Source organism: Pseudomonas sp. rhizo25 (genome assembly GCF_031931935.1).
GTDB classification, from domain to species: domain Bacteria; phylum Pseudomonadota; class Gammaproteobacteria; order Pseudomonadales; family Pseudomonadaceae; genus Aquipseudomonas; species Aquipseudomonas synxantha.
In genome coordinates this window covers 132,759-146,346 of the sequence record NZ_JAUJXA010000004.1, presented here as the reverse complement: position 1 = coordinate 146,346, position 13,588 = coordinate 132,759, and the positions used below count along the sequence as shown (strand labels likewise).

Here is a 13,588-nt window from a genome sequence, read left to right as displayed (position 1 = left end):
AATAATTAAATATTTTTTGAAAACTTGCTTGACGACCCCCTGAAAAACCCGTTTAATGCGCCCCGTTGCCCAGATAGCTCAGTCGGTAGAGCAGGGGATTGAAAATCCCCGTGTCGGCGGTTCGATTCCGTCTCTGGGCACCAAAATACCGAGAAACCCCAAGGAACAATGTGTTCCTTGGGGTTTTTTATTGCCTGCGATTTAATGTGCTCTGGATCACCCTGGACCCGAATGCCGAGCAGGAGCACCTTGAGTCAGGCAATCACGATACCGGCACCGATCAGGCCCATCGACAGAGCCGTCGAGGGAGTGAGCCTTCCAAGCGCCTGGATTTGAAATACTCTGTGGCGCCAGATAGTACGGACGCAAAAAATGCTCAAGGAAATATGTATGAAGTATTGCTGGATCGCACTTGCCCTGCTGCTTGGCGCCTGCGCAAGAACCCCTTCCCCAGAGCAACTGGCAGAACAGCAGCTATGGGAACAACAGCTGATAACCCATATACACCTGTTCAAATTTTACCCGGCAAACGCCCAGGCGCAGGGGCTGGAAGGCCAGGTCAATATTGAATTCATCATCGATGCCCACGGCAACTTGTTGCGTCAGCGCGTGATCAGTCACTCAGGCTCTGAGCTTTTTGTTGCTGCCGTGCAGGCATCTCTTCCAGCCGCATCGCCAATGCCTGCTCCGCCTGCGTCAGTTCTCAAGGATGGTGAAGTCGAGGTGCGCGCACCCTTTGTGTTTTGCCTGACCCCATCCTGCGCAGGGCAAGCTACGCGCCAGGGGGCCATCGAGACAGAAGAACGCAATACGGCGATAGAGTGACCGAGCCCTGTTGCACAAAGCGCTTGAGCGCTTGTTTTTCACTGGCTTCAATCGTCCACCCTTTACCCCATTCACAGCTGTAAGGTTTCTTTCATGACACGCCTCTTGCTCTGCTCGCTATTACTGCTGACTGCACTACTCAGTGGATGCGCCACGCAAATGGACGTAGCGATCAACGCGACACCCGATCCGGACTATCACTTCGACCGCCAGGCAACCGTACTGGTGACGTCTGTCGGGGGCAGCGACGAAAACGCACTCAATGCCCGGTACTACCTGCGCGACATGGTCAGCGCCATGAAGGACCAGGGCTTTCGCAATGTCTTTACCGACACCACCCTGCCCAAGAACCATGCACCGATCAAAATGACCATCACCCTTGACGTCGAAAGCAAGCAGGTCACTTACCGCTACACCGCTACCGAGTATGGCCAGGTGGCAAACAGCACCACCACACAGTGCAAGAAGAACAAGAAAAAGACCGATCAACTGACCTGCACCAGCACCCCGAACACCTCCTATGGCCCGGTAGGCACATCGGAACGCACCGGTTACACCACCCTCACCACCTTCCGGGCTACCGCTCGGGACGAGGCGAGCAGGCGCGCCGTGTACGTGCTTCGAGTATCGTCCTATAACGACGATTGCCAGGCGGCCAAGGTCGAAGCCTTCCTGGTGCAGCAGGGCCTGCAGAACCTGAACTTCCAGGACCGCGTGCAGCGCAATTACACGGTGACGATGCCTGAGGGGTATCGCTGCAAATAGCTTGCTCCCGTCCGGATACAGCTTGGGCACCCTGACCAAAGCCAACCGGACCTAGTTTCATTTGGGATGTTTTTCACTTATCCGAACTGTTTTTTTGAGATAGTGTAGGGCCTCATCAGGCCCCTAACGCCTTCCCTACGGGCATCAAATCAGCCTGCTTTCGAGATAATCAAAATATCAATTGGAGATACTTTCCATATGCCCGAGTTTGCTCATCACGATCTGGAGCTATTGAACCCCTCGTTCGACTCGGGCCTGGTTGATGTTCTGAGCGAGCTGGAACACCTGCGCCGCCTGCAACTGGGTGGCGATACACCGCCTGCTGTTTTTTTCCAGTTGAAAGCCCTGTTTCATACGCTGGAAAGCCTGGGCTCTGCACGTATCGAGGGCAACCACACGACACTGGCCGACTACATCGAAAGCAAAGTTGAAGGGGCCGCCGAGGCTTCAGATCCGTTGCGGGAAATTGCGAATATCGAAAAGGCCATGGACTACGTCGAAAGCATCATGCAGACCGGCGCTGATCTCACGGAGTTTGCGATTCGAGAGCTTCACTCAATCACCGTCCAGGGAATGCAACGCGAAGGTGATCGTACGCCAGGTGCTTACCGCGAGTCCGGGGTCAGCATTGCCCAGTCCGATCACCTCCCGCCCGAGGCGGTGATGGTGCCAGGCTACATGCAAGAACTCGTCGCCTTTGTGAATAAGCAGGATGCCCCCAAGTACGATCTGATGAAAGTCGCGCTGGCCCACCACCGGTTTGGCTGGATCCACCCATTTGGCAACGGCAATGGCCGCGTCGTGCGCCTTCTGACGTACGCAATGTTGATGAAGTACGGCTTCAACGTCAGCGCTGGCGGCCGAGTCCTGAATCCGACGGCAGTCTTCTGTATCGACCGCGAAAAGTATTACGCGATGCTTTCCACCGCTGACACAGGCACCAAGGAAGGCCTTGAGGCTTGGTGTACGTATGTGCTGGCAGGCATTAGAGATGAATTAGAGAAAGTCAGCAGGCTGACGGACTACGGCTACCTGACCAGACACATTCTTGCCCCCACCATTGCATTGGCGAAAGACCGCGCATGGATAACGCCTCTTGAAGAGAAAATTCTGAGCACGGCGATCCAACTGAAGGTGGTCAAGTCGGGCGATATCGCTGACGCTCTACCGACACTGTCCGCCGCCCAAAGAACCTATCAAATAAAAAAACTGGTCGACCAAGGGATGCTGCTTCCCATCAGTCCAGGTGCTCGGCAGTACACAATCGGGTTCTCAAATAATTATTTGATCAGAGGGGTTATCAAATCCCTGCGCGAAGAAGGCTTTATTCCTGAGCAGCTGGACAAACCTTATCCATGAGGAGGCCCGCCAAGTTGCCCCCTCACTTCAGCAAAAACACCATCAACGGATTGTCATTCAACCGCCCCGCAAAGCTTGGCGCCAATTGCTCCACCGGCGAGCCCTTCAACAGCGCAGTCTCCTTGCGCGGCACAATCACCCAGGATGGCCGGGGCAGCGCACTCAGTTTCTCAAGCTGGTGACGCTCGACAAACAGTGGCTGCTCATCGTGATCCAGGTTCATCATGTAGCGCACCGCCCAGGTGTCCCGGGCCAGGTCGACAAACACCAAAGGGCCAGGCTGCGACTCACGCAGTGCCTCCACCTGGCTGACAAACCGTCGGGTGTCGAATTGCAGGTCCTTGGCCGGTTCTATCACCGCGACCAACAACAACCATTGCGCCGCCAGTGCGATCACGCTGAGCCATACCAAACGCAACGGCCGGCGCCAGGCAATCAACGCCGCGAGTTGCAACACCACCAACGCACCAATCATCAGCGGCAGGGAAATATCCGGCCAATAGCCCTGCTTGTGCCAAGCGTTCCGACACACAAACAACACAACCACGCACAACGCCGGTAACGCTGCGACAAGCCCTTCGTAACAACGGCGCACGCCCAACAGCCAACCTTGCGCCTGGAGCAGCCCATAGGCCGCAACAGCCGCAAACATCGGCACCATCGGCAAGATGTAATAAGCGCGCTTGAAGTGCGGCAGCGACAACCCGAGCAGAATCATCAAGCCACACGCCCCGAGGCGCACCAGCAGTTGCAGCTGCCCGTCGACCCAGCGCTCCGGCCAGCGATGGCGCAGCGCGACCAGGGTGGCCAACGCCAGCGGCACCACCGGAAAGTAACGGTACAAACTCAGCTGGAAGTAGAAATAGAACGGCTCACCGGACTCATCCAGGCGCCCGCCGACTTGCATCTTGAACACTTCATCGGCAAAGGCATCCCCGCCGCTCAATCGCGCAAGCTTCATCAGCAGCCACCAGCACACCGCGAGCAGCACCAGGCCGATAACGCCGTGGATCAGCACTTGCCGGACGCGCTCGCCCGGCCTGCCCAGCGCCCAATACACGCACACCACCCCACAGACCTCAATCAACCCCAGGGGGCCACGAATGGCAAAGGCCAGGACGAACAACGGGAACACCGCCAGTTGCCGCAGCCGCGACCCCAGGCGCTCGCCACTGTGCAGCAGATAGAAACTGCCGACACACAGCAGCGCGATCATCTGGTCGAGGCAGACCGAGCGCGATTTTTCGAGCAACTGGGTGGTGAGCAGAGTCATCAGCACCGTCAAAAATGCCCATGGGCGACTGAACGGCGCCAGCAGGCGGTACATCAGTGCGATCACACCGGCCGATGCAAGCGCGGTGGGCAATACATTCGCCAAATGATTCGGTGCATCAAACCAGCGGGCGAATACAAAACTGAAGAAAGTCGCAGTGCCTGGGTAGTCCGCGTAAGGCTGACCGTAGGTGGTGGGAAAAAAACTTGCGCCGTGGCGAAACATTTCCTGCATGAACAACGCCCAGCGCCCATCAAAGCCCTGGGGCTGCTGATCCCAGATTCCCAACGTGAACAACAACAGGGCAATCAGAAAGAGGCCCAGGGACTCCAGGCGAATACGGTTGCGATGATCCATCGGGTGACCTGTCAGGTGGGAAGCGCTGGCGTATGGTGCCGACCGCAGCCCTGAATAGCGCCTGAACGAACCTGAACATTCACGTTTTTACCGACTTGCGGGCCACACCACTGCCGGGATCAGGCGAACATAGACCAACTCGGCCACCAACTCGACCAGGGTTTGCAGGATCACCGCCGCGGCAGCCAACCCGCGCACGTCCTCTGGCAACGCCAGCGCCAACGGCAATACCACCAGCGAGTTGCGCGTCGAAGCACTGAACGTCACCGCCCGTGCACTTGGCGCAGGCAGCGCAAACAGTCGCGCAGCCAGGATCCCCATCAACGGCGCCAGCAGGACGAAGCCCAGGTAGATCGCAAGCACTGGCAGCAACAGGTCGATGTCGCGCATCACTGATGTGATCTGCGACCCGATCACCACGAACAGCACCAGGGCCATCGCCGGCACCGGCAACCACGCCCACGCACTGCTCCATTTGTCGACAAGCGTTGATCGTCGCGCCAGGTAGGCCGTCAGCACAGCCAGCAGCATCGGCACCACGATCAACAACAGGAATGCCTCGATAAACGGGCCGATCTCAACCACCACACCCGAGTGTGCGCCCAGCATAAAACCCAAGTACACCGGCAGCAGTGCCAACTGCAACAGCAACAACAATGGCGTGGCCGCCAGCATCGACCGCGAGTCGCCCTTGCCGATGTGGGTGAACACCACCACGTAATCAATACAGGGCGTCAACAACACCAGTAATGCCCCCACCAACAACGCGGGATGCTCCAGCAGGCCACGGGTCAGCGCCCACACCAGCAATGGCACCAGAACAAAGTTGGCCAATAACAACGCCGAGACAAAGCGGATATTGCCCAAACCCTGGCGCAGATCGAGGAAGGGAATTTGCAGGAACATCGCGTACATCAATACCGCGATGGCGGGCGTGATCAATACGCTCAAACCGTGAGCCAGTAGCGGCGTGTATACACCACAGGCAGCGGCCAGCAGGATGGCGACAAAATAGAGAGGGATCTGGTTATGCTCAAGGGCATCGCGGGTCATGAGGTCGCTCTGGCAGATGACAAAGGCGTAGCCTATTGATCTATGGCCTGACGGTCGAGCGCGACGAACGACCAAACCCGCCCGGATTTCCTTGGGATTTACCTCAACCTGCGCTTCAATACCCCACCCAGATCCAGAACCCAAGGACGTTGAGCCCATGGCCTCGCCAAACAAGCAGCAAAAACGCGCCCAGCGGGCAAAGACCAAGGCCAAGCAAAACCGCACCCAGCGCGCCGTCGCGGCCAAGCCGGATGCGTTCGCCGGCGACGACAGCCGTATCGATCTTGAGTCTGTGGACTTGACCGAACTGTTCGTCGAGATGCGCACCGCAGGGGAGACCAGCCAGCAGGCACTGTGCGCGGTATTCCTGGCGCACCCGCTGCTGGCGCTGGTGCTGGAGCAGGAAGGCGAAGAGGAAGCGACCGACTTTATCCTGGCGGCGCTGATTGAATATCGGCAGTGGGCGACGGACAGCGATGACGAGGCCGCTGCGCTGGCTTGGATCGAATCGCCGCAGTTCCAGGCAGACTACGTGGCAGCATCCCAGGCACTGACAGCCACAACAGACTGACACATATCAAAATGTGGGAGGGGGCTTGCTCCCGATAGCAGAGTCTCAGTCAACATCCAAGTGACTGACACACCACCATCGGGGGCAAGCCCCCTCCCACATTTGCATCACATTCCGTCAGTTGAGCACTGCTGCGCCTAGCTTCTGGGCCTTGCGGCGGCTCGCCACTCCCAATACCACCTGCAAGCTCAGCATCTCAGTCGCTGACAACTTCAGCAGACTGACACGTATCAAAATGTGGGAGGGGGCTTGCTCCCGATAGCAGAGTCTCAGTCGACATCCAAGTGACTGACACACCGCCATCGGGAGCAAGCCCCCTCCCACATTTGCATCACATTCCGTCAGTTGAGCACGGCTGCGCCTAGCTTCTGGGCCTTGCGGCGGCTCGCCACTCCCAATACCACCTGCAAGCTCAGCATCTCAGTCGCTGACAACTCCAGCAGACTGACACGTATCAAAATGTGGGAGGGGGCTTGCCCCCGATAGCAGAGTCTCAGTCGACATCTCAGTGACTGACACACTTCATCGGGAGCAAGCCCCCTCCCACATTTGCATCACATTCCGTCAGTTGAGCACCGCTGCGCCTAGCTTCTGGGCCTTGCGGCGGCTCGCCACGAACAACCCCGCCAGCACTACCAGCAAGCTCAGGATCCCAGTGGCGATGATCTCGACCCGGTGCGCTTCCTGGAACAGCATGATGGTCAAGGTGCCGACGATAAACACCATCACCGCGTAGGTCAGTCCAGGGAACAGCCACATTTTGAACACGATCTTCTCGCCCGCCGCCGCACGTTTTTGACGCATGCGCAGTTGCGACACAGCGATCACCAAGTACACCAGCAAGGCGATGGCGCCGGAGCTGGCCAGCAGGAACTCGAACACGGCAGCCGGCGCCACATAGTTGGCGAACACCGCCAGGAACGCCGCACCGGTGGACAGCAGCACCGCCCAGTAAGGCGTGCCGCTCTTGTTGGTGCGCTTGGCAACCGCTGGCGCATCACCGCGACGACCCAGGGAAAACAACATGCGCGAAGCGGTATACAGCGCCGAGTTCAAGCAGCTGGTTACAGCCACCAGTACCACCAGATCGACGATCAGCTTGGCGTTCGGGATGCCCATGCGTTCCAGCACGGTCTGATAGGAACCTACGGCAGCCAGGGTCGGATCGTTCCATGGCACCAGGGACACCACGATAAAGATCGACAACAGGTAGAACAAACCAATCCGCCAGATCACCGAGTTGGTGGCCTTGGTGATCTGCTGGCCGGGGTTTTTCGATTCCGCTGCGGCGATGGTGACGATCTCGGTGCCCATGAAGGAGAACATGGTGGTCAGGATCGCCGCCAAGACCGCGCCCATGCCGTTGGGCATAAAGCCCTGGGTGTCGAACAGATGCGACACACCGCTGACCTGGCTGGTGGGCAAGAAGCCGAAAATCGCCGCCAGGCCGAGGATCACAAAACCTACGATCGCCACGACTTTGATCAACGCAAACCAGAACTCGAACTCACCATAGTTCTTCACGCTGAACAAATTGGTCGCGGTCAGCAGCAGCGTAATGATCAGGGTAAACGCCCAGATCGCCACATCGGGGAACCAGGCATGCAGGATGGTCGCCGCCGCGTTGGCCTCCAACGGAATCACCAGTACCCAGAACCACCAGTACAACCAACCGATGGTAAAACCGGCCCAGTGGCCGATTGCGCGGTCGGCATAAGTTGAGAATGAACCCGTGTCCGGTGACGCAACGGCCATCTCGGCCAGCATCCGCATCACTAACACCACCAGCGTGCCGGCGGCCGCGTAGGCCAACAGCACAGCCGGGCCAGCGGCAGCAATCGCATGGCCGGAGCCGACAAACAAACCGGCACCGATCACGCCGGCAATTGACAGCATGGTGACGTGCCGCGGTTTGAGCCCCTGTTCGAGGTCATTGGAGCTTTGCGTACTACTCATTGACACACCTTTGCGAGGAATTGCGAAAACAGTTCGCCCGGCCACTGTCTTTCTCGTGAAAAGAAACCAACAGGGCGTTCTTTATTTTTTACGCAAGATTTGCGCCAAAATGTTACGAAACCGCGATTGACGCGGCCTGTAGGACAATTCAACAGCCATCGCAAGTCTTTGAGAACAATGGCATTCCGCTATAGCGTTACCATGCGACCCACATCCAACACGAACAGGCGCACCAAAAACACACACAAAAAGTACGTGACGCTCCATATAAGGGCTGATATGGACCGTTTGCCCGGTTAACCCTTCCAACACCCGGCCAAAGCTGGCACCATCGCGCCCTTTTTTACGCGAAGCCTGCGGCTTTTCCGGTTCAAACGGCTGTTCGGTTGTTGATGGCGCGACACGCTACTGTGCCGATGCGACACCCTGCCGCAGACCACCGGTTAACCGTCCGCAGCGCTGTTGGCTGTCATCCAAACGCTATGCTAGCTTGGCGCCTCGCCAGGAAGGCGGCCCAACAGCGAAGCACGCAACGAACACAATGAGGACCGCACATGGCCGAGGCCACGCCCGCGCTTGAAATCCGCAACTTGCATAAACGCTATGGTGAGCTGGAGGTACTCAAGGGTATCTCGCTGACCGCACGCGACGGCGACGTGATCTCGATCCTGGGTTCTTCCGGTTCCGGCAAGTCCACCTTCCTGCGTTGTATCAACCTGCTGGAGAACCCGCATCAGGGCCAGATCCTGGTGGCCGGTGAAGAGCTCAAGCTCAAGGCCGCGAAAAACGGCGAGCTGATGGCCGCCGACGGCAAGCAGATCAACCGCCTGCGCAGCGAAATCGGTTTTGTGTTTCAAAACTTTAACCTGTGGCCGCACATGAGCATCCTCGACAACATCATCGAGGCGCCACGCCGTGTGCTCGGCCAAAGCAAGGCCGAAGCGATAGAAGTGGCCGAGGCCCTGCTGGCCAAGGTCGGCATCGGCGACAAGCGCCACGCCTACCCAGCCCAACTCTCCGGCGGCCAGCAGCAGCGGGCGGCGATTGCACGCACCCTGGCCATGCAGCCTAAAGTCATCCTGTTCGATGAGCCCACCTCGGCCCTTGACCCGGAAATGGTTCAGGAAGTACTTAATGTGATCCGCGCACTGGCCGAAGAAGGCCGCACCATGCTGCTGGTCACCCATGAAATGGGCTTTGCCCGCCAGGTGTCCAGCGAAGTGGTGTTCCTGCACCAGGGTCTGGTAGAAGAGCAAGGATCGCCACAGCAGGTGTTTGAAAACCCGCTTTCGGCGCGCTGCAAACAATTCATGTCCAGCAACCGCTAACGGAGCAACATGCATGCAGAACTATAAAAAATTCCTTCTGGCTGCGGCCGTCTCGATGGCGTTCAGCGCCACGGCCATGGCAGAAACCTTGAAAATGGGGATCGAAGCGGCCTACCCGCCATTCAACAATAAAGACGCCAGCGGCAATGTCGTGGGCTTTGACAAAGACATCGGCGACGCCCTGTGCGCCAAGATGAAAGTCGAGAAGTGCGAAGTGTACGTGTCCGACTGGGACGGCATCATCCCGGCCCTGAACGCCAAGAAGTTCGACTTCCTGGTGTCCTCGCTGTCGATCACCGATGAACGCAAGCAGGCCGTCGACTTCACCGACCCGTACTACTCCAACAAGCTGCAATTCATCGCACCCAAAGCCACAGCGGACTTCAAGACAGACGCCGCCTATCTGAAGGGCAAGGTGATCGGTGCACAGCGTGCAACGCTGGCCGGTACCTACCTGGAAGACAAGCTGCCGGACACCGAAGCCAAGCTCTACGACACCCAGGAAAACGCTTACCTCGACCTGACCTCCGGGCGCCTGGACGGCATCCTCGCCGACAAGTACGTGCAGTACGAGTGGCTCAAGAGCAAAGACGGTTCGGCCTATGAATTCAAAGGCGACCCGGTAGTAGAAAGCGACAAGATCGGTATCGCCGTACGCAAGGGCGACCCGCTGCGCGAGCGCCTGAACAAAGCCCTGGCAGAGATCAAGGCAGACGGCACCTACAAAAAGATCAACGACAAGTACTTCCCGTTCAGCATCGAATGACCTGAACGGCCTGCCTGGCGCGCTCGATTGAGCGCGCCGGCTTTCAGCAATGCCTGCCGCGATATGAAAACACCATGAATTTCGATCTCTACGGATTCGGCCCGGCGCTTGCCGCTGGCGCGCTGATGACCGTCAAACTGGCGCTCACGGCCCTGTGCCTGGGGCTGGTGCTCGGCCTTGCCGGCGCCTTGGCCAAGACTTCGCCGTACAAGCCGCTGCAATGGCTGGGCGGTGCTTATTCGACCATCGTTCGCGGTATTCCCGAGCTGTTGTGGGTGCTGCTGATTTACTTCGGCACGGTCAACCTGATGCGTGCCCTGGGGGAGTTCTTCGGTAACCCCGACCTGTCCCTGAGTGCTTTTGCCGCCGGGGTGATCGCCCTGGGCCTGTGCTTTGGCGCCTACGCCACCGAAGTGTTCCGCGGCGCGATCCTCGCCATTCCCAAGGGCCACCGCGAAGCTGGTGTGGCGTTGGGGTTGTCGAAACTGCGGATTTTCACGCGCTTGATCATGCCGCAAATGTGGCGCATCGCCCTGCCGGGCCTGGGCAACCTGTTCATGATCCTGATGAAAGACACTGCACTGGTGTCGGTGATCGGCCTTGAAGAAATCATGCGCCACGCGCAGATCGGCGTGACCGTCACCAAGCAACCGTTCACCTTCTTCATGGTCGCAGCGTTCATGTACCTGGGCCTGACCGTGCTGGCGATGATCAGCATGCACTTCCTGGAAAAACGCGCCGCCCGCGGCTTTGCAAGGAGCACCCAATGAGCGGCGACTACAGCTGGCTATCGCACTTCGACCTGGGCCTGAACTGGGCCGTGATCATCAAGTGGCTGCCCAAACTGGCCCAGGGGGCAACCCTGACCCTGGAGCTGGTAGCCATCGCGGTGATCGCCGGCCTGCTGCTGGCGATCCCGCTCGGCATCGCTCGCTCGTCGCGCCGCTGGTACGTGAGCGCCCTGCCCTACGGCTACATCTTCTTCTTCCGTGGCACGCCGTTGCTGGTGCAGTTGTTCCTGGTCTACTACGGCCTGGCGCAGTTCGATGCGGTGCGCAACAGCTTCATGTGGCCGTACCTGCGTGACCCGTTCTGGTGCGCCACCGTCACCATGACCCTGCACACCGCCGCCTATATCGCCGAGATCCTGCGCGGTGCTATCCAGGCCATCCCGCCAGGTGAAATCGAAGCGGCGCGCGCCCTGGGCATGTCCAAGCCCAAGACGCTGTTCTACATCATCCTGCCCCGCGCCTCGCGCATCGGCCTGCCGGCCTACAGCAACGAAGTGATCCTAATGCTCAAGGCCAGCGCCCTGGCCAGTACCGTGACGCTGCTGGAGCTGACCGGGATGGCGCGGACCATCATCGCCCGCACCTACCTGCCGGTAGAGATCTTCTTCGCGGCCGGGCTGTTTTACCTGCTGATGGCCTACATCCTCGTGCGTGGCTTCAAACTGCTGGAAAAATGGCTGCGCGTCGATGCGTGCCAAGGACGCTGAGGCACGCTTCAAGGCGCTGGATGGGTTCCTGATCGAGCACCAAGGGCTGTGGCGACCACGGCCCTTTACCCATCTGCACTTACCCTGGGAAGCCGAACATCCGGCGCTGTCCCGATGGCTGCGCCAGCGCTCGCTGGCCGAAGCCGAAGCCAGTCACAACCACCCCCACGACCTGCCTGCGCCAGCACCTTTTCCACAGCTGGCCGCTCAAGCGCTACACCTCAGTGCTGTGGATAAACTACCCACGCACATGCTTGAACCTGCTCGCCACCGCCTGAATGTCGACGTACCCGGACGCAAGTGGCAACAGATCGAAGCCTTCGGTGCCGCGCTGAATTTTGCCGAAACGCCCACCCATTGGCTGGACTGGTGCGCCGGCAAGGGCCATCTAGGCCGCCGCCTGCTGCAACCCGGCCAACAGTTGACCTGCCTGGAATACGACCCAGCCCTGGTCGCATCCGGCCAAGCCCTGAGTGACCGCCATAACCTACCCGCAGCCCATCGCCTGCAGGACGTCATGGCGGATATGGCGATCAACCCCCAACACACACCAGTCGCCCTGCATGCCTGCGGCGATTTGCACGTGCGCCTGCTACAACTGGCCAGCGCCGCCGGATGCAAACAACTGGCACTGGCGCCCTGCTGCTACAACCGCATCACCGCCGACCGCTACCAGGCATTGTCCGCTGCCGGGCGCGCATCCCGACTGCAACTATCCAGAGAAGATCTAGGCCTGCCCCTGAGCGAAACCGTCACCGCCGGCAACCGCGTGCGCCAGCAACGGGACACGTCCATGGCCCGACGCCTGGGCTTCGACCGACTGCAACGCCAGCTGCGCGGTTGCGACGAATACCTGCCGACGCCGTCCCTGCCGGCCAGTTGGCTGGACAAACCTTACGCTGACTACTGCCAGGAACTGGCGAACGTAAAGGGTTTATCCACAGGCGAACAGGATTGGACGGCGCTGGAGGCACACGGCTGGCACCGCCTGGCCGAGGTGCGAAACCTGGAGCTGGTAAGAGGCCTGTTTCGACGCCCGCTGGAAATGTGGCTGGTGCTCGATCGAGCATTGTTCCTGCAAGAGCGAGGTTACAACGTCGAGGTCGGCAGCTTCTGTGAAACAGCGCTGACGCCGCGCAACTTGATGGTGCTGGCCGAGCGCGATTAAGGGGCGAAATTTCCTACACGGCCCTGTGGATAACTCTGTTGATGAAATCTTTACGGAACCAGTATCTATCTGCGTTACAGGCCAAAATCGACCCTGGTCATTTTTTGTTCACAAAATAAAACGCACGCAAAACAGGCAGTTGCGGGGTGTAGAGAACGCCGTCACAAAATGGTTGCTTCATCTCGCTATCTACCTGCCGATTGTGCATAAGCATTTGGGGTAAGCGTATAAAGCGTAATTTATGCGGTGTTTTTTGGGCCTTTCAGCAGCCCGAAAGCTCCGCGACACAGCCAGGCTGTGGCGTGGGGAATGCACGCAAATATGGCCCACATCGACTCTAAAGAGCAGACGCAGGGTGACGGAATAGATGAAATTCACCGTGGATTGCGGGGCTGGGAATTGACGCTTGAGGGACGAGGAAAACCCGCCATTCGAAGAAAACCTCTCCTTCTGCAAAAATAGTCAGAATTCAGGGGTTTACAGAAGCTTTCCAATCGCTATAATCGTCGCCCTAACACGCCGGTATAGCTCAGTTGGTAGAGCAACTGACTTGTAATCAGTAGGTCCCGGGTTCGACTCCTGGTGCCGGCACCATACAAAACGAAGCCCTCGCAGAAATGTGAGGGCTTTGTTGTTTCTGGGGCATTAGTAGTCGACGCCCTCCTCGGC

The 13,588-nt window shown here is 58.7% G+C and carries 12 protein-coding genes and 2 tRNA genes; 11 read left to right on the top strand and 3 right to left on the bottom strand.

The window, feature by feature from the left end; all coding sequences use genetic code 11:
- Positions 1 to 67 precede the first annotated feature (67 nt).
- The 4 genes from QZR30_RS10565 (at position 68) to QZR30_RS10550 (ending at position 2,949) form a co-directional block, all read left to right on the top strand.
- Positions 68 to 143, top strand: a tRNA-Phe gene (locus QZR30_RS10565).
- Positions 144 to 390: 247 nt separating this feature from the next.
- The gene (locus QZR30_RS10560) at positions 391 to 825 is read left to right on the top strand and encodes an energy transducer TonB (protein ID WP_046070498.1); all 435 of its coding nucleotides are present in this window, start codon (positions 391 to 393) and stop codon (positions 823 to 825) included.
- Between the two features lie 93 nt (positions 826 to 918).
- Positions 919 to 1,590 carry a hypothetical protein gene (locus QZR30_RS10555; protein WP_005783902.1) on the top strand — a complete coding sequence of 224 codons (672 nt, stop codon included), beginning with the start codon at positions 919 to 921 and terminating at the stop codon, positions 1,588 to 1,590.
- Between the two features lie 198 nt (positions 1,591 to 1,788).
- Positions 1,789 to 2,949, top strand: coding sequence for a Fic family protein (locus QZR30_RS10550; protein WP_311903280.1), 1,161 nt, complete (start codon positions 1,789 to 1,791; stop codon positions 2,947 to 2,949).
- A 22-nt stretch (positions 2,950 to 2,971) separates the two neighbouring features.
- On the opposite strand, the gene QZR30_RS10545 is transcribed toward QZR30_RS10550, so the two are convergent.
- Both QZR30_RS10545 and QZR30_RS10540 read right to left on the bottom strand, forming a co-directional pair.
- A complete protein-coding gene (locus QZR30_RS10545) occupies positions 2,972 to 4,579 on the bottom strand; it encodes a hypothetical protein (protein WP_311903279.1) in 1,608 nt (535 codons plus the stop codon).
- Between the two features lie 87 nt (positions 4,580 to 4,666).
- Positions 4,667 to 5,632, bottom strand: a complete 966-nt coding sequence (locus QZR30_RS10540) for an arsenic resistance protein (protein ID WP_311903278.1) — start codon at positions 5,630 to 5,632, stop codon at positions 4,667 to 4,669.
- 157 nt (positions 5,633 to 5,789) lie between these two features.
- On the opposite strand from QZR30_RS10540, the gene QZR30_RS10535 reads away from it, so the two are divergent.
- The gene (locus QZR30_RS10535) at positions 5,790 to 6,203 is read left to right on the top strand and encodes a hypothetical protein (RefSeq protein WP_311903277.1); all 414 of its coding nucleotides are present in this window, start codon (positions 5,790 to 5,792) and stop codon (positions 6,201 to 6,203) included.
- Between the two features lie 564 nt (positions 6,204 to 6,767).
- Here the strand turns inward: QZR30_RS10535 and gabP are convergent.
- Positions 6,768 to 8,159, bottom strand: coding sequence for a GABA permease (gabP, locus tag QZR30_RS10530; protein WP_046070493.1), 1,392 nt, complete (start codon positions 8,157 to 8,159; stop codon positions 6,768 to 6,770).
- 554 nt (positions 8,160 to 8,713) lie between these two features.
- Between gabP and QZR30_RS10525 the strand changes: the two genes are divergently transcribed.
- From QZR30_RS10525 to QZR30_RS10500, 6 genes are all read left to right on the top strand, one after another.
- Entirely contained in the window at positions 8,714 to 9,487 is a 774-nt protein-coding gene (locus tag QZR30_RS10525) for an ABC transporter ATP-binding protein (protein WP_025859203.1), read from the top strand.
- 13 nt (positions 9,488 to 9,500) lie between these two features.
- Positions 9,501 to 10,253, top strand: coding sequence for an ABC transporter substrate-binding protein (locus tag QZR30_RS10520; RefSeq protein WP_003187758.1), 753 nt, complete (start codon positions 9,501 to 9,503; stop codon positions 10,251 to 10,253).
- 74 nt (positions 10,254 to 10,327) lie between these two features.
- Positions 10,328 to 11,023 (top strand): ABC transporter permease, encoded by a 696-nt coding sequence (locus QZR30_RS10515; protein ID WP_043047309.1) that lies wholly within the window; start codon positions 10,328 to 10,330, stop codon positions 11,021 to 11,023.
- Between the two features lie 38 nt (positions 11,024 to 11,061).
- Complete coding sequence (locus QZR30_RS10510; RefSeq protein ID WP_046072631.1) at positions 11,062 to 11,751, top strand: ABC transporter permease; 690 nt, start codon at positions 11,062 to 11,064, stop codon at positions 11,749 to 11,751.
- The gene (locus QZR30_RS10505) at positions 11,732 to 12,919 is read left to right on the top strand and encodes a methyltransferase (protein WP_311903276.1); all 1,188 of its coding nucleotides are present in this window, start codon (positions 11,732 to 11,734) and stop codon (positions 12,917 to 12,919) included. The genes QZR30_RS10510 and QZR30_RS10505 overlap by 20 nt, the downstream gene beginning before the upstream one ends.
- Before the next feature lie 518 nt (positions 12,920 to 13,437).
- A tRNA-Thr gene (locus QZR30_RS10500) sits at positions 13,438 to 13,513 on the top strand.
- Positions 13,514 to 13,588 lie beyond the last annotated feature (75 nt).